Raw genomic sequence first — 20,028 nt, 5'->3', positions numbered from 1 at the left:
GCATGCATCAAGAGTGCTGCTAACATTAAAAAGTATCAAGCTCCATCTCCTGCGGCTGAGGCAGCACGCTTTTAAGATGCCTTTGTATAACCGGTTTTTTCACTTTCAGTAATAATTTTACCGGCTGCACAAAAGACTGGTTTTCGAAGTTGATATACTCCATCAGCTCATCTGCTAACTCGATATAAAGCTCGGCTTTCGCCAGTTTAACCAGTGTTTTCTGTGTTACTTCTGTGTGTATTTCCTTCATATATATATCCGCAATATTATACATCGCCAGGGCTGCATCTAAAATTTCTCCGCTGGTTTTATCATGGCAGATTGTTTTTACAGCGGTGCTGAGCAGGCTGCCGACATAGGGTGTTTTGCCTACAAGGTAAGCTGCTAAAGCGACGGCAGCTTTTTTGCTGTTTTCTTTGCGTTTACGAGATGAGAGCTCGAGCTTCACCTGATCGAATTTTTTATCTACAAAGTTATCAATTTTATTTTTAGCACTGTCCAGTTGACGTTGAAACTCTATATTTGAAAGCATGATTATTCCTCTTGTGATGTGCAGATCTGGAAGAAACAGGTAAAAGGTAAAGCCGTAATAATGGTGCAGAGTATAGAGCTTAAGTCATTAAAATGTATTTTTATTAGACTTTTAGTTGATTTTTGTGCGCAAGAAAGGTGTCAGCAGCTGCAATAATTTACTATCGCCTGATTGGCCGGTAACGTTATACTGATTGTCTGAGTAGAAGTAAGGGATATTTAGTGGTGAAAGAGCAGATAGAATATTGTCGAAATCCCGCATTACCTGAAGTTGAATTGACTTTAGCGAATGTGAAAAATTTTGAATTTGACCGGCATATTCATCTTGATTACCACATAGGCGCGGTATCAACGGGCTGCATGCAGTATTTACATCATGGCCGTAACTACTTAATGGATACAGGGCTGCTCTCGACGATTAATCCCGATGAAATGCACACCGGCACCAGTGAGAGTGAAAATGGTTATGCCGGGCACTTTATGGCTGTTCCACCGCAATATATCAGCCAGATCTGCCGGGAATTAAAGCAGCCTGAAGCTTTCTTTGCTCAGCCTCTTATTGATGATTTTTATCTCTATCAAGCTTTTATGTATCTGCACAGTATGGCTGTTTCTCATCAGAATGAAGCGCAGCATCTGCAGTTAGAAACTGTCATGATGGCGTTTTCTACCGAGCTGTTGCAGCGTTATGCGGGTGTGTCGGCACAAGCTACTGATACGGCAGGTAAGTTATCCCGGCAGCAGATTAATCAGATTAAAGATATGTTCCATGCTGATCCTGGCCAGTCTTTTGTGCTGCAGGAATTAGCCGAACCTTTGGGGTTAAGCAAGTTTCAGTTTCTGCGCCAGTTTAAACAGTCGATGGGCATGACTCCCCATGCCTACTTGAAAAGAATACGCCTGGAATATGCTAAGAAAGCACTGATTAAAGGCAGTGATATTGCTGATGTCGCTTATCAAGTGGGCTTCTTTGATCAAAGCCATTTGAATAAAGCGTTTAAACACGCCTACCTTGTAACACCGAATAATTTCCAGCAGAGTCTTTTATAGTTCCTGCCTTCAAAACTGCCGCTGCAATTTTTTCCTATCGCTTATTTTTACTAAAGAGCAGACTGAGCGCAGTTAAAAAAATATATATAAGGACCATTATGAATTTAGAATTACTGATGACACTTGCTGTTATCCATACCGTTGCTCTTGCTAGTCCCGGACCGGATCTGGCATTGGTATTAAAACTGGCAAGTCAGGAGTCGCGGCAGGTTGCCGTTGCTTCTGCTGCTGGTATTGCTCTGGCTATTTTAGTACATACCATGCTCAGTTTAACCGGCGTGAGCCTGGTGATTAAAAGTTCACAGACATTATTCTTTGCTGTGCAGCTGTTAGGGGCAGGTTATCTAGCGTGGATGGGTTTTGGTGCGATTACTTGTGCATTGCAGCACTGGCGGGATAAGTGCACAGCGGCTGAGGCTGCGCCGATAAAAAACCAGTTAACAGTAAAACAAGGTTTTATGCAGGGCTTATATACAAATCTGCTCAACCCCAAAGCAATGATTTTCTTTATTACGCTGTTTTCCGCGATGATAACGCCGGAAGTGAGTACTTCTACTAAAGCCGCCGCTTCGCTGATGTTTTTACTGCTGTCTTTGAGCTGGTTTGTGTTTATTGCTTTAGTATTATCAAAACCAAATGTGCAGCAGAAAATGCAGAAAGCGACACCTGTGATTAATTTGATCACCGGTTTATTATTTGTCAGTGTTGCATTGGTGATTGCCGGTGAATTATTTTAGTTACCTGAATTCCCATGCTCTGTCTGGTAATGTTTAGATTTGTGCTTGATGCTGTTGCTGTGAGTATGAGTTCCCACGCGGAGCATGGGAACTAGTGGGGTAGGGAAATATGCATACCTCGTTACCATGCTCTGTCTGGTAATGTTTAGATTTGTGCTTGATGCTGTTGCTGTGAGTATGAGTTCCCACGCGGAGCATGGGAACTAGCGGGGTAGGGAGTGATCAAGAGTTAAACGAAATTAATGCGGCAGAGCTAGAATCTTGTTCGAGAGTTATTTCCCTAAACTGCAGCTTACCATGGGCAGTTGGTTTGCTGGATTTGCCCGATGCTAACATCCAGTCAATATCTGAATGGCCGTTGTAGGCCTCTGATTTGTGATCATGACCAAAGCATACTACGTCAACTTTAGAAGCGAGCATGCGCAGCACTTTTTTGGCATCATCCATCGCCATGCCGAATTGGCGGTCAAACGGGTGGTGGTGGAAGTAGACAACGAGAGCTTTGTCTGAGTCTTTGAATTCGAATAAGATGTTTTGAAGATTATCCCTTTGCTCTAAACCAACTTCCCCGCTGGCAAAATGAAGCAGTGCATTTTCATTACCCACTACTGAATCAACGCCGATAAATACAGTATTGCTCCGCTCAGTTACCATGGGGTAAAGATGTTCCATTTTTATGCCGGGTTGTTGTGCGGGTTGATAATTTATCAGTTCATCCAGCATGTATTGCTGAAATAGTCGCTGTGCCTTTTCTGTATAGAAGTTTCCTTTAAAACCATAGTCATGGTTGCCTGGTGTCGGAAGTACTTCAAATCCAGCTTTGACAAGTGGTGTTAATATTCTGCAGGCGTTTTGATACTGCTTTTCGCAGCCGTCATCAGTAATATCTCCGGTAACCAGAACTGTAAGGTCTTTTCCTTGATAGCGCTTTGTGATGTCTTGAACCAGTTTTACTGCGTTTATATTATCCCGGTGTTCATTGGACTGGTGAATGTGAAGATCACTGATATGAATAAAGGTTGTCATGATAATTAACTCCGGTTTGTTTGAAGTTGCTTTGTATTGATTAGCTCCGTAGTCGGTTTAATTTACATACCTGATTTGAGCTGAATTAATTATGGACAAGCAGTGTGATATTTAAAGTGAACAAATTGATGTTTGTTGATTTATATCACTTTAATATCAACTGGTGAAAATGCAGTTATGTGAATAAAAGCCGCAGTAATTTATTAAATAGAATTGCCTGCGGGAGTTTGTTTTTCTAAAGTTTATCTGAAAGGGTAACTTTTTAGTCTCGTTAAACTTGAGGCGCATATTCAATTTCAGGAGTTAAATATGAAATACTATAAGATTTTACTATTTTTAGGTTTAACTGCAGTTTCTTATAGTTATGCTGATGAACAGCTAGCCAAACACCGGGTTACCGGCATTACAATGAGCGGGAGTAACCTAAAAGCTTTTCCTACGGTTATTTGTAATGTTGGTAATCTAAGGCAGCTGAACTTAGGTAATAACTCAATTGAAATTATTCCACCATGCTTAAGTAAACATTCAACAACTTTAACTCAGCTTAATTTATCAGGAAACTCAATAAAAATATTACCTGAAGAAATCGGAAACTTGAAAGCTTTGAGTGTGTTGGATTTAAGACAGAACTCGTTGGGCTCATTACCTGATGAAATCGGTGAATTAATCTATCTTGAATCTTTATATTTGAGTCATAATCCGATTAAAACCTTCCCTATGTCAATGTCAAAGCTGATCTACCTTGAATACCTGGATCTTTCCTACACTCAGATAGAAATAATACCTGATTTTCTGCCTTATCTTGTCAGCTTGAAGACACTTGATTTAGGTGGAAATTCGGGTCTCTCAAATGCAGAGCGGGAACTTATCCGCCAAGTTCTTCCCGGTGTTGATATCAAGTTTTAAGGCCGTAACGGGGACTTACTGGTTAAATTAGAAAAGAACTTGAAGGTTAATAATGCTGACTGCGGCATCTTGTACTGTATGATCGCTAAATCATTAAACAGCATAAAGCAAAACGAAATATGATGAAGTTATTGAAAGAGAAGTTTGCCTGCTGCTTTACGTGAAATCAGGCTCAACCTACGCACCGTGCGTTAGAGTGCTCTTTGGGTAAAGACCTTAATTCCACTATACTCTAGGGTAAAACCGCGCTCAAGCAAACTAACATCCTCTAATGGAGGCCGACAATGAAATACTTTTCCCTAGCGTTAATTCTGGTTCTTTCTACCGCCGCTGTACAGGCAGAAGAGCTTACCCTGATCGCAGGACTTTCTCTGCCCCCGTACGTAATTCAGGAGAGTAATTCCGGTATGGAATACGATGTCATCAAAGAAGCACTTGCCTTTAAAGGACATACACTTGTTATGAAGTATGTGCCTTTTGCCCGAGTGTCCGTTGATTACCCTAAATATGACGGTGCAATCACAATCAACGAATCATCTGGAGCCAAAGGTAATTATTCTGACCAGGTTATCACCTACCAGAACTATGCCGTTACCCTGAAAAGCAAGGGGATAAATATAAACTCAATTGCAGATTTGAAAAACAAAAAGATTATCGCTTTTCAGAACGCGACAAAATACCTTGGTGATGAATTTGCCGAGGTAGTAAAGGGCAATGCTAAATACCGCGAACTGGGTCAGCAGGTGAAACAGGTAAAACTACTCTATTCCGGTCGAACAGATGTTGTTGTCTCGGATATAAATATTTTTAAATATTTCAGAAAAAGTGTAACAGACGTAGACACCACTGCTGAAATCACTCTTCACGAAATCTTTGACGGAGTAGCCTATAAGGTTCTCTTTAATGATGCCGCGTTAAGAGACGATTTTAATGCCGGGCTTAAGTCGCTTAAAGACTCCGGCCGTTATGATGAAATTGTTAACAGTTATATAAAATAGGTTCGGCAGTATCGCTATTTTCCGAGCAGAGTTTGGAAAATAGCGGGGTGATGTAGATGCGTAGGCCTAGATATAATACTTCGTTTTGTGCTTAATGATTAGCGAGTATGAATTCCCACGCGGAGCGTGGGAACTAGTGTTACTTCGCGTGGGAACTAGTATTGTTCTGCATGGGAACTAGTAGTGCTCCGCATGGGAGCTAGAGGCAGTATACACCTCGTTACCATGCTCTGCGTGGTAATGCATAGATTGTACTTAGTGGCTCGCAGGTATGAACTAGTGCGTCTGCCCGTGCGCCTGGAAATCAGCAGTGATTGCCGCCGCCGCACTTGAGCGGTACTGCGAGGGCGTTAATCCGGTTTTCTGCTTGAATAAACGGCAGAAGTAGTTACTGCCGGAAAATCCGCATGAATCTGAAATATTTTTGATACGGTTATTATTATTCAGTAATAATTCGCGGGCTTTAGTCAGGCGCAGCGCACACAGGTAGTCTTTAAAGCTGATATTTCCCTGCTGCTGGAACAGATGGGACATGTAGTTAGGCGAGATATAAAATTTTTCACTGATCATTTCCCGGCTTAAGGCGACGCTGAAATTATTATCGATGTAATGAGCAATACGCTGAAATAACTCTTTCTGACGATTGGGGCGGCAGTCGGCGGCATCCCCCAGCATGGAAATATGGCTTATTAAAGAGCGGATAACTAAGGCAGGGGTATGGTGATCCGCTTTATGAGTGCACAGTTCATTTAAGGCCTGCAGTAAACCATTACCTATTTTTTCATGCTGACGAATTAGCGTTTTCTTTTGCAGCTGTGTGAACTGCTGACCATTCCATTTTTGTAAGCTCACTCCTATTTTATGGCTGCTGAAAATAAAGCTGAGAACGGTAACTTCTTCCTTCCAGGCCGGCTCACTCCATGCAGACTCTGGAATATACAGAACATCACCGGCTTTGAGGCGCTGCTGAATATGGCCCTTTTCAGGAGCGTAATAGCGGGTAACAATACTGCCGCTGATGACAATATCAAAACGCGGATTATCTATCTTCCAGGCTAATTCCGGCATGCCGCTGCTTTTACCCGCAGCATAGACACGTTTAACTGCCTGTGATTCGTTAATAACACTGTTTAATAGATTGAGTATCTCATCACTATGGTATTTATCTGGACAAAAAGCCGGATCTGTATCTGCTTCAATCATTGTATTTATCCAATTCTGTCGAAATCATTATGAAAATATTTTCATCTTTACCTTACAACAAAGCTGTTTTGAGCTGATAACTGCATTGTTTTATCTAGTATTGCATATAAAACTAACGCAAAGTGTAAATTTTTACACTTTATTCTTGTTTGTGATGTTCATCTCGTTAATTTTTGGAAAAAATTATCACAATGTCTGCGCTTAATAAATTTGAAATTATCTATTACTGGAGTGTTAGCAAATGAGCAGAAATGTAGTGGCAATTACCGCTTGTGCGGCGGGGATCGCACATACCTATATGGCGGCTGAAGCCTTGGAAGTCGCGGGTGAGGAGCATGGTTTTACAATAAAAGTTGAAACGCAGGGCTCGATCGGCGCGGAAAATATTCTTACTGAGCAGGAGATTGCTGAGGCTGATGTGGTTATTCTAGCTTCTGATATAGAAATCGATATGGCCCGTTTCGGCGGTAAAAAGGTTTACAAAACAAGACCTAAGGTTGCTATCAATGATCCGCTGGCATTAGTTGATGTGGCGATTAAAGAGGGCACGGTATTCGGTGCGAAAGGTACAGAAGTCGGCGGGGTGACATTAGGTAAAACCACTGAAAATGGTTTCATTCAGCATGTGATGAGCGGCATTTCTTATATGGTGCCTATGGTTATCTCGGCGGGTTTATTGTTAGCTATTGCGAATATATTTGCCTTTCAGAAAGATGATATGGGCCGTCTGGTTGCATGGGGATTTGATCAGAGCGATCCGCTCGGTGATTTTATGTTCCACATGTTTAAACTCGGGCAGATCGGCTTTTTATTAATGATCCCGCTGTTTGCCGGGTTTGTGGCCAATTCGATAGCATCAAAACCAGCAATAGCGCCCGCGATGATTGGTGCTTATATCGCTAATGATGCGGATTTTTTAGGCACTGAAACCGGGGGCGGTTTCTTATCGGCCATTTTAGTGGCATTTATTGTTGGTTATTTTGTGCGTTACTTAAAGCTGGTTCCCTGGCCTAAATTTATGAAACCGATTGTGCCGATTATGATTTTACCGTTAATCGCGACCTTCTTTATTATGATTGTGGTGAAGTACATGATCGGCGGACCGATTGCCGCCGGCATGAGCAGCATGTATGAGGGATTAAACTGGCTGACTATCAATTACTCCTCTTCAACCTTTATTATCGGTGCGATTATCGGTGCGATGATAGGTTTTGATTTCGGCGGACCGGTTAATAAAACTGCATTGATTTTCGGTACTGCTGTGTTCACCGATACCGTCGCTAAATACGGTATTGAAGGCGCTAATTTTGTACCGGGAACGGCAGCTCAGGCGGCTATCTCTGTTGCGCCCCTGGGTATATTCCTGGCCTCAAAACTGTTTAAAAATAAATTTACCACCACTGAAAAGGTCTCTGCAGATTCCGCTTTCGGCATGGGCATAGTCGGCGTGACTGAGGGGGCTATCCCGTTTGCGGCCGCTAATCCGATTCAAATGATCACCGCCAGTGTTGCCGGATCTGCTTTAGCGGGCGGTTTAGTTGGATTCTTAGGGGTTAAATTTTACGGCGGTATCGGCTCTCCAATCGGTACCTTTGTCGGTTATATCGAGCAGCCAATTCCGTTTGTCACCTGGATCCTGTGTACCTTTGCCGGTATTACATTAACAGCGCTGATTATCGGCTTCTGGCGAAAACCAGTCGAAGTTGAAACTAAATCAGAAACTAAAGTATCTGAGCCAGAAGCACAGCCTCAGCCGTCTGCAGCCACTTAAGGAATAATTATGAAAACTGTATTTAATAACAACCATCTTATTATTGATGATCACTCGAAAAACAAAGAGCAGGCTTTGGCATTTATTGCGCAGAATGCGGCTTCATTAGGTTATGTTGCTGATGCGGATCTTTATCATGCCGGATTACTCGATCGCGAAAAGAATTCAAGTACCGGCCTGATGGGAGGAATGGCAACACCGCACTGTAAAAACGCAGCGGTAAAACATGCGGGAATATTTGTGGTGCGTTTCAAGCATGCTATTGAATGGCAGACCATGGATGAGGCACCAGTTAATACTGCTGTGGCGTTAACCATTCCGGCAGAGGGGGCTGAAACCTCCATCCGCATGTTAACTAAACTTTCGCGGCGCATGATGCGGATCGCATTTCGTGAAACCCTGCAGCAGGGCGATATTAAACAGGTTGAAAGCGTTATTGCAGATGCGATTGCTTAATGGTCAGGTAGAGAGTTATTGATATGAAAAAAACATTTCACGTTATAGCGCATACTCATTGGGATTTTGAATGGTATTTCTCGACCCATGAGTCTCTGATTCAGCTTATTTACCACATGGAGGAGGTAATGAGCAGTCTGGAGAGCGGCGAGACAGACAGTTATTTACTGGACGGTCAGTTAAGCATTGTTGAGGATTACCTGGAGCAGTGCCCGGAGCAGACACAGAGATTTACAGCGTTAGTTGAATCGGGAAAGCTGGTTATCGGCCCCTGGTATACGCAGACGGATCAGCTGATTATCGGCGGGGAGTCGATAGTCCGTAATCTGGCCTGCGGTATTCGTTTAGGGGAAAAATACGGCCGGGTAATGAAAATCGGTTATGTACCGGACTCATTTGGTCAGAGCATTGATATGCCTAAAATATACCGGGGTGTCGGCATTGATAAAACCGTATTCTGGCGGGGGTTATGCAGCGATCTCTGTGCCAGCCGGGAGTTTAACTGGTCCTGTGAAGACGGCAGCAGGGTGCTGGCTTACAATATTAAAAACGGCTACTTTACCGGATCATATATTATTGATTTTGATGATCCGGCATCTTTATGCGAGTTGTCTGCCGAGGGCACATTAGCAAATCATGTGGCAGTACCTTTGGGCGGTGACCAGCGTTATATCGATACCAATATTAAAAGCCGTATTGCGCTTTGTAATCACAATAATGCCGATTATTTTCTGAAGGAAAGCAGCTATCAGCAGCTGTTTGAAGCGATTCAGGCAGAGGAGCTGGATCTTCCTGAAATCCGCGGCGAGATGATTGACGGCCAGGTTTCCAAAATTCACCGTTCAATATATTCATCGCGCTACGATCATAAGTACCTTAATGACCGTATTGAACGACGTTTAAGTTATCAGCTGGAGCCTCTGATGGTAATGGCAGGCAGCTTAGGCATTGCCTCAAAGCCTTGTTTACTAGGTAATATCTGGAAAGTGATTATGCGTAACCATGCCCATGACAGTGCAGGAGGCTGTAATACGGATAAAACCAATAAGATTATAGCTGCACGTTATGAGCAGGCGGATCAGATGTCCGGCTCAGCTGTCGATTATTTAGTGCGCAAAATTGCCGAGTCACAGCAGGGCGGTATTGACGGGCGTCTGACGATTTTTAATACGCTGCCTTATGCGCGTGAGCAGGTCGTTAACGTTAATATATCAACACAGTCGCAATACTTTTTATTAACAGACAGCGATGGTAAGCAGATTGAGTTTGACTGTCTAAAGTCGGAGAAATGCTACCGCGGCACGATTCAGAAAGATGCTGCCGATAATGATCCGGATAAATATTATTATCAGAGTGATATCGAGTTTATTTACCCGCTCGGCGCCTCTTCTTTTGTCAGCCTGCAGGTCACTGAGTTAGATAAACCTGTACAAGAAAGCATAATGCCGCTTACTGCTGAGTGTCGGGAAGCACAAATCGGTAATGCTCATTACCAGTTAACCTGTAAAGACGGGCAGTTTACTCTGCTTGATAAGTGTCAGCAGCGCTGCTGGCCGGACTGTATCGCTCTGCATAATATGGGAGACGACGGCGATACCTATGACTACTCGCCTCCGGAGCATGACTGGTTATTAGCACTTAACTGGTCGCAGGCGAGAGTATCAGTAACAAAAGGCTCTCAGTCGCAAACCCTGTTTGTTGAAGGGGAGTGGGCTCTGCCTAAGGATTTAGCTGCGCGCCGTAATAAAGAGCTTAACGGTAATATCACTTATAAGCTGGCTTTTCGTTTACAGAGCGAAGGTGCTTCGCAGCAGGGCTGCCCGCTGCTGATTGAAGCAGAGTTTGATAATCAGGTGCTGGATCACCGTATGCAGCTGGTTGTTACTGCGCCGATAAGCACTAGAACAAGCTGGGCTGATACACCGTTCGGCACGGTGGAACGTGTTAATGAAAGTGAACATCTGTTTAACTGGTCTGCCGTCGGCTGGAAAGAGGAGCCGAGCCCTATTTATCCTATGCTGCACTTTGTGAATATGCATGATAAAAACTGCAGTTTAACCCTGTTTACACAGGGTGGTAAGGAGTATGAAGTTTTAGCTGATAATAAACTGGCGCTGACCCTGTTCCGCTGTGTGGGCTGGTTAGGAAAACCGGATCTGCAGCGCCGGCCGGGCATTGCATCTGGGCAGCAGTTTAAATATATTGCTACGCCGGACAGTCAGATGCAGGGAAATATACATTTTGACTGTGCTCTGTTGATTGAGTCTGAATTTAAACCGGCATCTCTGCAGCGTCAATGGCAGCAGTATTCGGTTAAGCCGCTTTATTATCAGAATCAGTCACTCAATCAGTTTACCAACACCCTGAAATATTTTGTAATGCATCCCTTAGCGGAAAAAATTGCAGACAGTTATAGCGGCTGTTTAATTGACTGTCCGGAGCTGGTGGTGAGTGCCTTAAAACCGGCTGATGACGGTAATGGTTTTATTATCCGTTTATATAATCCCGGCAGTGAAACCGTTAGAGAGCCAGGAAGCATTTCTCTGCCGGACTCGGTTAACTCTATTATCGAAACCGATTTGCTGGAAAATGCAGTGTCAGCGATCTGTTTTGTTAAAGGAAAAGTTAACTTGAAAGCCTTTGCCGCCAAGCAGATAAAAACCTTCAGGTGTAGTTTTTAAATTAACGAACTCTACTTCAAGCAGTTTCTTGAAGTAGAGTTTTTTTAGACTTATTACTGGGCAAAAATCTGCTCGGTAGCCACCCAGTTTTGAATTGAATCTCTGTTATCGTGAACGTATTGAGAATAGATGTAATCGACTGCCATCAGGATCGGCATCTGCCCTGAAATCATGCCCGTTGACTCCTCGCCCTGTAAAGAAGCGGTTAGCAGAGTCAAATCCGCAGTGCTGATAAGTTTTGACTTCTCATTCGCGGTAATGCACAGAACGGTTATTCCTTTTTGTTTCATATCTTTAGCGTAATTCAGCATAGCCGCATTTTTACCCTTTAACGACAGTAAAATAACCAGCGCACCGGGTTTTAAGATAGAGCTGAGCATGCGCATTGAATCGTTATCCTGCACTACTTCGACAAACTTGCCTAAGCGGGTGAAGCGGAATTTAAAATCAGCGCCTGCTAATGCGCTGTATCCTGAGCCGAAAATATGGATAACATCATGCCTCCCGATAATAGAGCTGAACTCTGCAATCAGCTCTTTATCGAAGCGTTTATCAAACTGCTGGAGCATATCAATATAATCGTTATGCAGTCCGTTTAATTTCATGCTCTGCTGCGGGGATTCCTGATCCAGTTGCTGCTGGTAGATAAACAGAAACTCTTTGAAGTTATTGAGTCCGATTTTTTTACAGAAACGGGTGATTGAAGCGGTTGATACGCCGATCACAAGGGCCAGTTCTTCGATATTTTTTACCGGCTTACGTGCTAGAAAGTAGTCTGCAATTTTATTGTCTGCAGAGGTAAATTTTATACGGGCATATTCAAACAGCAGCTGGAAATCTTTATTCATTTAACCCTCGTTTCATAAGATATAATCAAGATAACTTATAACGAAAATACTTTCACTGCAAGGCTGGAAAATGATATTTAAGAGGGAGATATTGTAAATTTTTTAATTGCGGCGAAGTGCAGCGGAACACACTTCGCGCGGGTATAATTTAAATGCTTAAAAGTAGTATTCAAGTCCTAAACGCGCTTCAGTGAAGTCTACGCTGTCCAGCTCCATGGCTTTAAGACGAAGATAAACAATGGCGTCATCATCAATAAAGTACATTGCCTGACCAGAAATAACGTTATCTGCAGTATCAGCAACTTTTACACTGTCAATCTCCAGATCGCTGTTGGCCGCATAACCTATTTTAAACTGCCAGTAACCCGTTGAGTATAATGCGCCGACAGAATATGCAGTCTGATCTTGAGCCTCGCCGATTTCAGATTTCAGAGATTCACTGCTGTAATCTGAGTATTCAGCTGTCATAACTTTATAAGCACCAAATAAACCGATGCCGTTTTTAAAGTTCAATTCATAACCTGCAATGTAAGTGGTGTATTCCGATTGTGCTGTTTTGCCGTCCGTTTCACCAGATGTATCTTCTACGTTTACCAGACGGCCTGTGCCGTGCTCATAACCTAAATGCAGCTTTAGCGGGCCCCCGGTGTAATGCGCCGAACCGCCGATAAAGTTACTGTCGGAGTCATTGGGGTTATTACCGCGGCCGACTGCCGCCACGACAGAGACACCTGACCAGACTGGACTCTTCCAGCTGATCTGATCTGACTGACGCTCGTAATTTGCACCGCCTTCAATATCTGCCCCCCAGTCAAAGACATTACCTAAGCCTGGATTTGAGTATGGCCAGTCAACAATATCGTACAGCGGTGTGGTAAAGCGGCCGAACCTGATCAGCCCCCATTTTTCATCAGTAAAGCCTGCATAGGTATCACGCAGACCAAATTGTCCGTCACCTTCGTTATCGCTCCAGCCGACATTATTGCCTTCAATCTGCCAGACCAGTTTAGGCGCGCGGGCCATCTCTTTTTCGCCTCGGAAACCGATACGTGATTCATTTTCAATACGGTTCACTGTGTCTTTGCCGTCTTCTGCAAAACTGAACATTGAAATAGCTACCTGACCGTATAATTCAATGGGTTCATCTTTTTTTTCATTCTTTTTACGGATTTTTTCGCTATCCTCTTTACTTACATTCAACGCGTAAAGATCTGCATCATCTTTTTGCCTGCCGTCTGTGAACTGCTCATTCTCAATAGATTGTATCTCTTTGTTTTTAAAATCTTCATTCTCTTCTTTAGCCAAAACAGGTGAAGCAGTTACGGAGGCAAGAATTGATGTGATCAATAGTTTCTTTGTGAACATTTTTTATTCCTATCTATTTTGTAGAAAAAATTACAGCTCAATAAACCTAATCAACCTGCTTCCCTTTTGTTTTATCCGGCTTCGTGCCTGTAGTACAAATTAACTAAGCTTTCGTTCTGTTTATGCTTGATTTCGTCACTAATATACAACTGCAGAAAAGGACAGAAAATTGCACATTTATATGAAAAGCAGCACATATCTACTGCCGGATTAGAAACATGATCTGAATCGTCATTTACTAAGCATGGCAGTCAGTGAAAATCCTTTGCGGCATTTTGTGTCGTGGTGTTATGGTGTAGGACATTATTTACGGACTGCTTCGGGTTGAAAACAGGCCTCTGTCGTTATAAATCAGGAAAAAGTGATGCTTAAATATAGTGAAATGCAGCTTAACCGCTGTTCTAATCAGCGCAAAAATCCGCAATGGTTAGAGAGTCAGAGAAACAGTAACAGCTGCTGGGTGCTGCTCCATTCAGATCAAAACTACTTTAGCCGGGAGGATAACGCGGCGCTGTTTGTAACATTTGAGGCAGTAGAGCATCTGAATTTAGACAATGCAGTGTTTTTAGGTATTGATGAAAATAACAATAACAGACCTTACTTTGTTTTGGATTTAACTCATGCTGAGCAAGGGGCTCTGGCTGTTTTTTTATCACAGGGTGAATTTATTGATCTGCGTAAACTAGCCGTGGTGCTTGATAACCAGTGTGCATCAATACTGGCACTCGCTCGGGCATTATGTTTCTGGCATCGAATGCATGGTTTCTGCCCGCGCTGCGGCAGTGCAAATCAACTAGTGGAAGCAGGGCATTCTCGAGTATGCCGCAGTCCAGAGTGTGCTCATCAAACATTTCCGCGTACTGATCCGGCAGTGATCATGATTGTTAGAAAGACTTTTGCCGATGGTGTTGAGCGCTGTCTGCTCGGCCGTCAGGCCGCATGGCCGGACGGCGTGTATTCAACCCTGGCCGGTTTTGTGGATCCCGGGGAAACGTTAGAAACTGCCGTCGCCCGGGAAGTGCAGGAAGAGTCTGGTATTCACGTTAATAACGTGCAGTACATAACCTCACAGCCCTGGCCATTTCCATCATCGATTATGTTAGGTTTTATTGCCGATGCCTGCAGTGAAAAGATTCTGGTTGATAAAGAGGAACTAGATGATGCCCGCTGGTTTTCCCGTGATGAGCTGAACTCTTTTGCTGAGTGGGGCGATGAAAGCGCAGGTTTTAAATTATCGAGAGTTGATTCTATTTCGCGTTATTTAATTGAATACTGGCGGAATATGAGAGATTAAGATGTTTAAAAGCTTTTGCTATCCTATGGTCGACTCTGCTTATTAAATAAACATTAATTACTTATTTAAAAAACATTAACTACTTATTCAAAAAATATTAACTACTTATTTAATATTTATTAAATAGTTGTTTCTAATTAGCTAGAAACCAGCACAACGAAAGTGCATAATTACGGCCCGCTTTTTATAGTTAAAAAGGAATTTGCTATGCCCATTGTTGATCGTCAGATGTTTGTAACGGTTTTGACTTCTATCCTATTGCTGTTATTTATATCAGTTGCTAATAGCGCCAGTTTTGACTGCGCTAAAGCAGCAAGCCAAACCGAGAAATTTATTTGTGGTGATGCAGAACTGTCACGTCAAGATTCAACATTAGGCGAAAAGTATCGTCAATTAGAAAAAAGCGAAAAACTAAAAAAAGCGCAGCGGCAATGGGTAAATGTACGAAATAAATGTGCAGATATTCAGTGTTTGAAAACCTCTTATCAGATCCGTATAGCTGAGCTTGAAAGTCATTACCTCAAGCAGCAGTATGCTGGACAATCACAGAAGGTTACTACGATAAAAGAAGAAAACTGGAATAATGGTGCTGCCGCCGTGGTACGTATTAAGGTTCCTGTGGATGCTGATAGTAACTGGCGTCAGTTTTTAACGATTAAGCTCGGTGATAAAGTGCAGAACTCTTCTGACTGGGTTTTGGACAGTAACGGTTTAGCAATGATCTATCCTTTTATCGAGCCGAATCAAAGCTATAAAGTGGAGGTTAAACCAGGCCTGAAAGCGGTTAATGGAACAAGCCTGGCACGGCCTGGCGAAGAAAGCTTTACTAGTCGTCAAACTCAACCCAGTGTTAATTTTTCAGGGGACGGTTATGTATTGTCTAATAAAATCCGTCGTGCTTTACCTGTTACCACACTGAATATAGATGAAGTTGATATTGAGATTTTCCGTATTTTACCGGAGCATATTGGTAAATGGATTCATTATAGCTACCAGGATCGCAATAGTTACTATCAGTTAAATCATTTCGCCAATGAAACAAAAATGGTTTACAGCGGTCGTTTTCCGGTTAAACACCAGCGTAATCAACGCACGACGACGAACCTGGATTTATCTAAAATAGCAAGCCTTGATCAGCAGGGGGCTTATGTCGCTGTACTGTCTGCCCCTGGATTATACAAGAATCAATATCCGACGAATTTTTTTACCATCAGTGATATAGGGCTGCAGCTGCGTAAAAATGAACGTATTTTACGTATCAATGCTAATTCTATTTCTACGGGTAACGTCTTGGAAAATGTATTGCTGTCGATTTATCGAGGTGAAAAACTTATTGGTCAGCAGTCTACTAATGAATTAGGTGAAGCTCAGTTCGAATCTTTTTATTCCCAAGGCAATACTCTCGTCGCGCAGAAAGGGCAGGAATATACCGTCATTGATTTTAAACGTAGTCCTCTGGATTTATCGGCATTTAAAAATCCAGTCAGCCGCCATCAACCCATGCAGGTTTTTGCCTGGGGGCCTAGAAATCTCTATCGTCCTGGTGAAACACTGGATATTTTTGCACTGTTAAAAGATTTTGACGGTCAGAAAACCGCTAAATAGTTTACGCCATAGTTACGAGATTTCTGTGGAAGAATTTTTACCTGAGCGTTTGAAGCTTACGTTATTTGACGGTGATGAAAAGAAACATCGTCAGACAGCCGAGCGCAGGCAGGTTAAAATTCCCATATTAGGAGAATATCTGTACGGCGCTCCTGCTTCTAATAATAAAATTGACGGTTTTGTTATTGCAGAGCTTGAGGCACATCCGTTTGTGCAGTGGAAAAGTTATTTTTTTGGTAATGCCGGGGAAGTGATTACTCCTAAACAGCTGAAAATTGATGCGCTTAACTTAAGCAGTGAGGGCAAAGCTGATTTTATTATTCCAATGAATCAGTGGAGCAGTATCACATCGCCTTTATCGTTAATCTCTAACATTAGTTTATATGAAAGCGGCGGCAGACCCGTTACCCGCAGTACTGTCACTACGAATATTCTCAGTAAACAACTTGTCGGTATTGAACCTCAGTTTGACGGGCATGCAGATGATAATTCTCGTGTCTCCTTTAAAGCTGTTCTGACTGATGCACAGGGAAAACAGTTAAAGGGGAAAAACTACCAGTACAGTTTGATTCGTGAAAACCGAAATTATTACTGGAGTTACAGTGATTCCCGCGGCTGGACCTGGAAATATGATCCGTTAAATTATGAAGTATTTTCCGGCACGCTAAATTTTGACGGCTCTTCTCCTGTGGCTTTTTCTGTGCCTGTTGAATGGGGCAGTTATCGTCTGCAAGTTCAAGATAAGTCAGGAAAGCAGCTGGCTGTCTTTAAGTTTTCTACCCGCTGGAGCGGCTGGAGTAATAATAACTCTGACAGTATGAAACCCGATCAGGTGATGATGAGGCTGGATCGAGATCATTACCAGGCAGGGGACAGCGCGAAGCTTAGCCTGTTACCTGCGGTAGACGGCCTTGCTTTTATAACCTTAGAATCAAATGACAATGTACTGTGGCGCAAGCAGATTGATGTTAGTGCTGAAGGCAGTGAAGTGAATGTTGTTATTGATAAAAGCTGGATGCGCCATGATTTGTACTTTACCGCTACCGTATTGACGCCGGGTGATATGAAGCATTCAGTGGCTCCTAAACGTGCCTTTGGACTCTTACATTTACCTTTACGCCGTCCTGATGCTGAGCTTAAAGTTGAGATTAAAGTACCTGAGAAAGTGCAGCCTGAACGAACAGTAACTGCTGAGATAACACTCAAGGGGGATTTCCGCCCTGACTCTGATGTATGGGTTAGTGTTGCGGCAGTTGATGTTGGTGTTCTCAATATCAAGCGTTTTGAAACGCCGGATCCGTTGAGTTATCTGTTCAGCCCTCGCCGTTATGATTATCAGCTTTATGACGTATACGGAAATATTATTGAAAATGCCGGGTACGATTATGCGTCACAGCGGTTTGGCGGCGGGCGCTTTAAAAAGAGCAACGCAGAGCTAGTGCGGGGTGGTAATAAACCTAAAAATGATGTTCAAATAGTTGCGATTCAAGCACAAGCGGTCAAGTTTGATAACAATGGAAAAGCATTGATCAGCATTGATGTGCCTGAATTTAACGGTACCCTGCGCTGGATGGCCGTAGCCTGGAGTGATAATAGTTACGGCAGTAATGAAGCCGAAACTCAAGTCGCTGATGCGCTGGTGACACAGTTATCTAAACCGCGCTTTCTGGCAAGGGGCGATAAGTCTGAACTGGCACTGGATCTATCTAACTTATCAGACAAAGACCAGGAATTTAATATTGAATTTTCTGTTGCGGGTGCATTAAAAAACAAGCAGTGGAAGCAGACTCTGGCATTAAGTGACAGCGAACGCCGCACATTGAAATTTAGCGTTCTGGCTGAGCGGTTAGGCGAAGGAACGATAACAGCTAAGGTCAGCAGTCATGATGCCAGTATTCTAGTTGAACGCAGCTGGATCTTAGGAACTCGCTCTGCCTATCCGTCTGTCACGCGTAAACAACAAGCTGTTATTGAAGCGGGAAGCATCTGGCAGCCTGATCTGGACACCGACGGACTGATCCCGGACAGTGTTCAAGCCCGTTTATCGCTGTCTTCCCAGCCGCCTATCGATATCGGCAGTCATTTTGATGCGCTGTTAAAATATCCCTACGGCTGTACTGAGCAGTCAACCAGCAGCGGTTATCCCTGGGTATTAGTTTCTCCGGAAATAGCAGAGCGATTTAAACTGAAAGAAAAACTTGAGAAAAAGTTTAAACAGGATTTCAGCGAAAAATTCCGCCGCAGCCAGATGGAAGCCGCTATTGAACGCGTGCTTCGCCGCCAGAACAGCTCCGGTGGTTTTGCTTTATGGAGTAACTCAGGCACAGAATTAAACTGGCTGACAGTTTATGTTACTGATTTTGTTTCCGCGGCTCGAGATGCCGGTGCGCTGGTTCCCTATGAGCCGATGAAAAAAGCACTGGATCGTTTACAACGTTATGTGGATGGTTCGACGAGTATTCATTATTCATGGTCTGACTCAGAAGATTATTATCGTTTTGCAACTAAAGCCTATGCAGCTTATGTATTAGCCCGGTCAAATCGAGCTTCTTTAGCGCAGTTAAGACGTTTATATCAACAACAGGAAAACAGCAGCGCACGCTCTGGTCTGCCATGGGCACATTTAGGATTTGCTCTGCAGGCCGCAGGTGATGCTGAATTAGCACTGCAGGCATTTGAGAAGGCTAAACAGACTCAGTACAGTAAAGGGTATTACGGCTATTACGGCAGTGAATTACGTGATGCAGCATTGTTATACACTGTATTGGCGAAAGCAGGTAAAGCTGAAGGTAAACAACTACTTGCGGTATTTGATCTGGCCCGTCAGCGTACCTGGTTAAGTACACAGGAGCGTAATGCTTTATTCCAGGCGGCTGTCGCTAGTGCCGCTGATGAGCAGGGAGCAACAGAAGCCCTGTTAGTTACCTCTGATTTCCAGCAGCAGATTAATGAAAAAGGTGTTTTTTCCTCACTGATTGATTTGGCTCAGTTAAATTCGCTGCAAAGTATCAATGCAGGAAAAACAACGCTTTATGCCTCTTTGGAACTAATCGGGGAGCACGAAAACCTGCCGCCGCCTTATCGAAATAAAATACATGTCAGCCGTGATTATTTCAACCTGCAGGGGCAGCCTATGGAGCTGAAACAACTGGCCAGTGGTGATTTGATTGTGGTACGGATAACGGCATCGGCGGAGCGTAATTTACCGGATGCTTTAGTGGTTGATTTACTGCCGGCCGGACTGGAACTGGAAAATCAAAATTTAGCCGATGCGAGTGTCGATATCTCAAAATTAAATGTTGACGGCGTGTCTGTTAGTAACTGGCAGCAGAGTCAGCAGGTTGAACACCTTGAATATCGAGATGATCGCTTTGTTGCCGCATTACGTCTGGATGAGTACCGTCCCCGCCACCTATTTTATCTGGCTCGGGCGGTAACACCTGGTGAATACCAGGTACCGCCGCCTTATGCAGAAGATATGTACCGTCCATTTTATCATGCACTGGGTCAATCATCGCAGAAACTGATAATTACTCCCTGAGTATGGAAAAATTAAG

The 20,028-nt window shown here is 43.3% G+C and carries 15 protein-coding genes; 10 read left to right on the top strand and 5 right to left on the bottom strand.

The window, feature by feature from the left end; translation table 11 throughout:
• Positions 1 to 25 precede the first annotated feature (25 nt).
• The gene (locus G337_RS0103515; protein ID WP_028862645.1) at positions 26 to 532 is read right to left on the bottom strand and encodes a hypothetical protein; all 507 of its coding nucleotides are present in this window, start codon (positions 530 to 532) and stop codon (positions 26 to 28) included.
• A 224-nt stretch (positions 533 to 756) separates the two neighbouring features.
• Here G337_RS0103515 and G337_RS0103510 point away from each other — a divergent pair, with 224 nt between their 5' ends.
• Both G337_RS0103510 and G337_RS0103505 read left to right on the top strand, forming a co-directional pair.
• On the top strand, positions 757 to 1,581 hold the full coding sequence (locus G337_RS0103510) for an AraC family transcriptional regulator (RefSeq protein WP_342665387.1): 825 nt from the start codon (positions 757 to 759) through the stop codon (positions 1,579 to 1,581).
• 98 nt (positions 1,582 to 1,679) lie between these two features.
• Entirely contained in the window at positions 1,680 to 2,318 is a 639-nt protein-coding gene (locus tag G337_RS0103505) for a LysE family transporter (RefSeq protein ID WP_028862643.1), read from the top strand.
• A 222-nt stretch (positions 2,319 to 2,540) separates the two neighbouring features.
• On the opposite strand, the gene G337_RS0103500 is transcribed toward G337_RS0103505, so the two are convergent.
• Complete coding sequence (locus tag G337_RS0103500; RefSeq protein WP_028862642.1) at positions 2,541 to 3,344, bottom strand: metallophosphoesterase family protein; 804 nt, start codon at positions 3,342 to 3,344, stop codon at positions 2,541 to 2,543.
• Positions 3,345 to 3,653: 309 nt separating this feature from the next.
• Here G337_RS0103500 and G337_RS25520 point away from each other — a divergent pair, with 309 nt between their 5' ends.
• Positions 3,654 to 4,250: a leucine-rich repeat domain-containing protein gene (locus tag G337_RS25520; RefSeq protein WP_028862641.1), complete on the top strand. Its 597-nt coding sequence runs from the start codon at positions 3,654 to 3,656 to the stop codon at positions 4,248 to 4,250.
• 284 nt (positions 4,251 to 4,534) lie between these two features.
• Entirely contained in the window at positions 4,535 to 5,248 is a 714-nt protein-coding gene (locus tag G337_RS25515; protein ID WP_051302929.1) for a substrate-binding periplasmic protein, read from the top strand.
• A 276-nt stretch (positions 5,249 to 5,524) separates the two neighbouring features.
• Here G337_RS25515 and G337_RS0103485 read toward each other — a convergent pair whose 3' ends face one another.
• Positions 5,525 to 6,451, bottom strand: coding sequence for a helix-turn-helix domain-containing protein (locus G337_RS0103485; RefSeq protein WP_028862640.1), 927 nt, complete (start codon positions 6,449 to 6,451; stop codon positions 5,525 to 5,527).
• A gap of 241 nt (positions 6,452 to 6,692) precedes the next feature.
• Between G337_RS0103485 and G337_RS0103480 the strand changes: the two genes are divergently transcribed.
• The 3 genes from G337_RS0103480 to G337_RS0103470 are packed head-to-tail and all read left to right on the top strand — an operon-like array spanning position 6,693 to position 11,359.
• On the top strand, positions 6,693 to 8,222 hold the full coding sequence (locus G337_RS0103480) for a PTS fructose transporter subunit IIC (RefSeq protein ID WP_028862639.1): 1,530 nt from the start codon (positions 6,693 to 6,695) through the stop codon (positions 8,220 to 8,222).
• A 9-nt stretch (positions 8,223 to 8,231) separates the two neighbouring features.
• Complete coding sequence (locus G337_RS0103475) at positions 8,232 to 8,678, top strand: PTS sugar transporter subunit IIA (RefSeq protein WP_028862638.1); 447 nt, start codon at positions 8,232 to 8,234, stop codon at positions 8,676 to 8,678.
• 23 nt (positions 8,679 to 8,701) lie between these two features.
• Positions 8,702 to 11,359 (top strand): glycoside hydrolase family 38 N-terminal domain-containing protein, encoded by a 2,658-nt coding sequence (locus tag G337_RS0103470; protein ID WP_028862637.1) that lies wholly within the window; start codon positions 8,702 to 8,704, stop codon positions 11,357 to 11,359.
• Positions 11,360 to 11,412: 53 nt separating this feature from the next.
• On the opposite strand, the gene G337_RS0103465 is transcribed toward G337_RS0103470, so the two are convergent.
• Together G337_RS0103465 and G337_RS25510 are read right to left on the bottom strand one after the other, a co-directional pair.
• Positions 11,413 to 12,207, bottom strand: a complete 795-nt coding sequence (locus tag G337_RS0103465; protein WP_028862636.1) for a MurR/RpiR family transcriptional regulator — start codon at positions 12,205 to 12,207, stop codon at positions 11,413 to 11,415.
• Positions 12,208 to 12,363: 156 nt separating this feature from the next.
• Positions 12,364 to 13,572, bottom strand: a complete 1,209-nt coding sequence (locus G337_RS25510; protein ID WP_051302928.1) for a porin — start codon at positions 13,570 to 13,572, stop codon at positions 12,364 to 12,366.
• Between the two features lie 364 nt (positions 13,573 to 13,936).
• Between G337_RS25510 and nudC the strand changes: the two genes are divergently transcribed.
• The 3 genes from nudC (at position 13,937) to G337_RS0103445 (ending at position 20,012) form a co-directional block, all read left to right on the top strand.
• Positions 13,937 to 14,866 (top strand): NAD(+) diphosphatase, encoded by a 930-nt coding sequence (gene nudC / locus G337_RS0103455; protein WP_028862635.1) that lies wholly within the window; start codon positions 13,937 to 13,939, stop codon positions 14,864 to 14,866.
• 207 nt (positions 14,867 to 15,073) lie between these two features.
• Positions 15,074 to 16,471: a lysozyme inhibitor LprI family protein gene (locus tag G337_RS0103450; protein ID WP_028862634.1), complete on the top strand. Its 1,398-nt coding sequence runs from the start codon at positions 15,074 to 15,076 to the stop codon at positions 16,469 to 16,471.
• 25 nt (positions 16,472 to 16,496) lie between these two features.
• Positions 16,497 to 20,012 (top strand): alpha-2-macroglobulin family protein, encoded by a 3,516-nt coding sequence (locus tag G337_RS0103445; protein WP_028862633.1) that lies wholly within the window; start codon positions 16,497 to 16,499, stop codon positions 20,010 to 20,012.
• Positions 20,013 to 20,028 lie beyond the last annotated feature (16 nt).

The organism is Psychromonas aquimarina ATCC BAA-1526 (genome assembly GCF_000428725.1).
In the GTDB taxonomy this organism is placed as follows: domain Bacteria; phylum Pseudomonadota; class Gammaproteobacteria; order Enterobacterales; family Psychromonadaceae; genus Psychromonas; species Psychromonas aquimarina.
This window is presented reverse-complemented; position numbering and strand designations above follow the sequence as displayed.

What these genes read in the sequence shown, in the direction of transcription:
- G337_RS0103475 (WP_028862638.1), top strand. Translation starts at nt 8,232, where the DNA reads ATGAAAACTGTATTTAATAACAACCATCTTATTATTGATGATCACTCG.
- G337_RS0103505 (WP_028862643.1), top strand. Translation starts at nt 1,680, where the DNA reads ATGAATTTAGAATTACTGATGACACTTGCTGTTATCCATACCGTTGCT.
- G337_RS25510 (WP_051302928.1), bottom strand. Translation starts at nt 13,572, where the DNA reads ATGTTCACAAAGAAACTATTGATCACATCAATTCTTGCCTCCGTAACT.
- nudC (WP_028862635.1), top strand. Translation starts at nt 13,937, where the DNA reads ATGCTTAAATATAGTGAAATGCAGCTTAACCGCTGTTCTAATCAGCGC.
- G337_RS0103515 (WP_028862645.1), bottom strand. Translation starts at nt 532, where the DNA reads ATGCTTTCAAATATAGAGTTTCAACGTCAACTGGACAGTGCTAAAAAT.
- G337_RS0103500 (WP_028862642.1), bottom strand. Translation starts at nt 3,344, where the DNA reads ATGACAACCTTTATTCATATCAGTGATCTTCACATTCACCAGTCCAAT.
- G337_RS0103470 (WP_028862637.1), top strand. Translation starts at nt 8,702, where the DNA reads ATGAAAAAAACATTTCACGTTATAGCGCATACTCATTGGGATTTTGAA.
- G337_RS0103480 (WP_028862639.1), top strand. Translation starts at nt 6,693, where the DNA reads ATGAGCAGAAATGTAGTGGCAATTACCGCTTGTGCGGCGGGGATCGCA.
- G337_RS25515 (WP_051302929.1), top strand. Translation starts at nt 4,535, where the DNA reads ATGAAATACTTTTCCCTAGCGTTAATTCTGGTTCTTTCTACCGCCGCT.
- G337_RS0103450 (WP_028862634.1), top strand. Translation starts at nt 15,074, where the DNA reads ATGCCCATTGTTGATCGTCAGATGTTTGTAACGGTTTTGACTTCTATC.
- G337_RS25520 (WP_028862641.1), top strand. Translation starts at nt 3,654, where the DNA reads ATGAAATACTATAAGATTTTACTATTTTTAGGTTTAACTGCAGTTTCT.
- G337_RS0103465 (WP_028862636.1), bottom strand. Translation starts at nt 12,207, where the DNA reads ATGAATAAAGATTTCCAGCTGCTGTTTGAATATGCCCGTATAAAATTT.
- G337_RS0103485 (WP_028862640.1), bottom strand. Translation starts at nt 6,451, where the DNA reads ATGATTGAAGCAGATACAGATCCGGCTTTTTGTCCAGATAAATACCAT.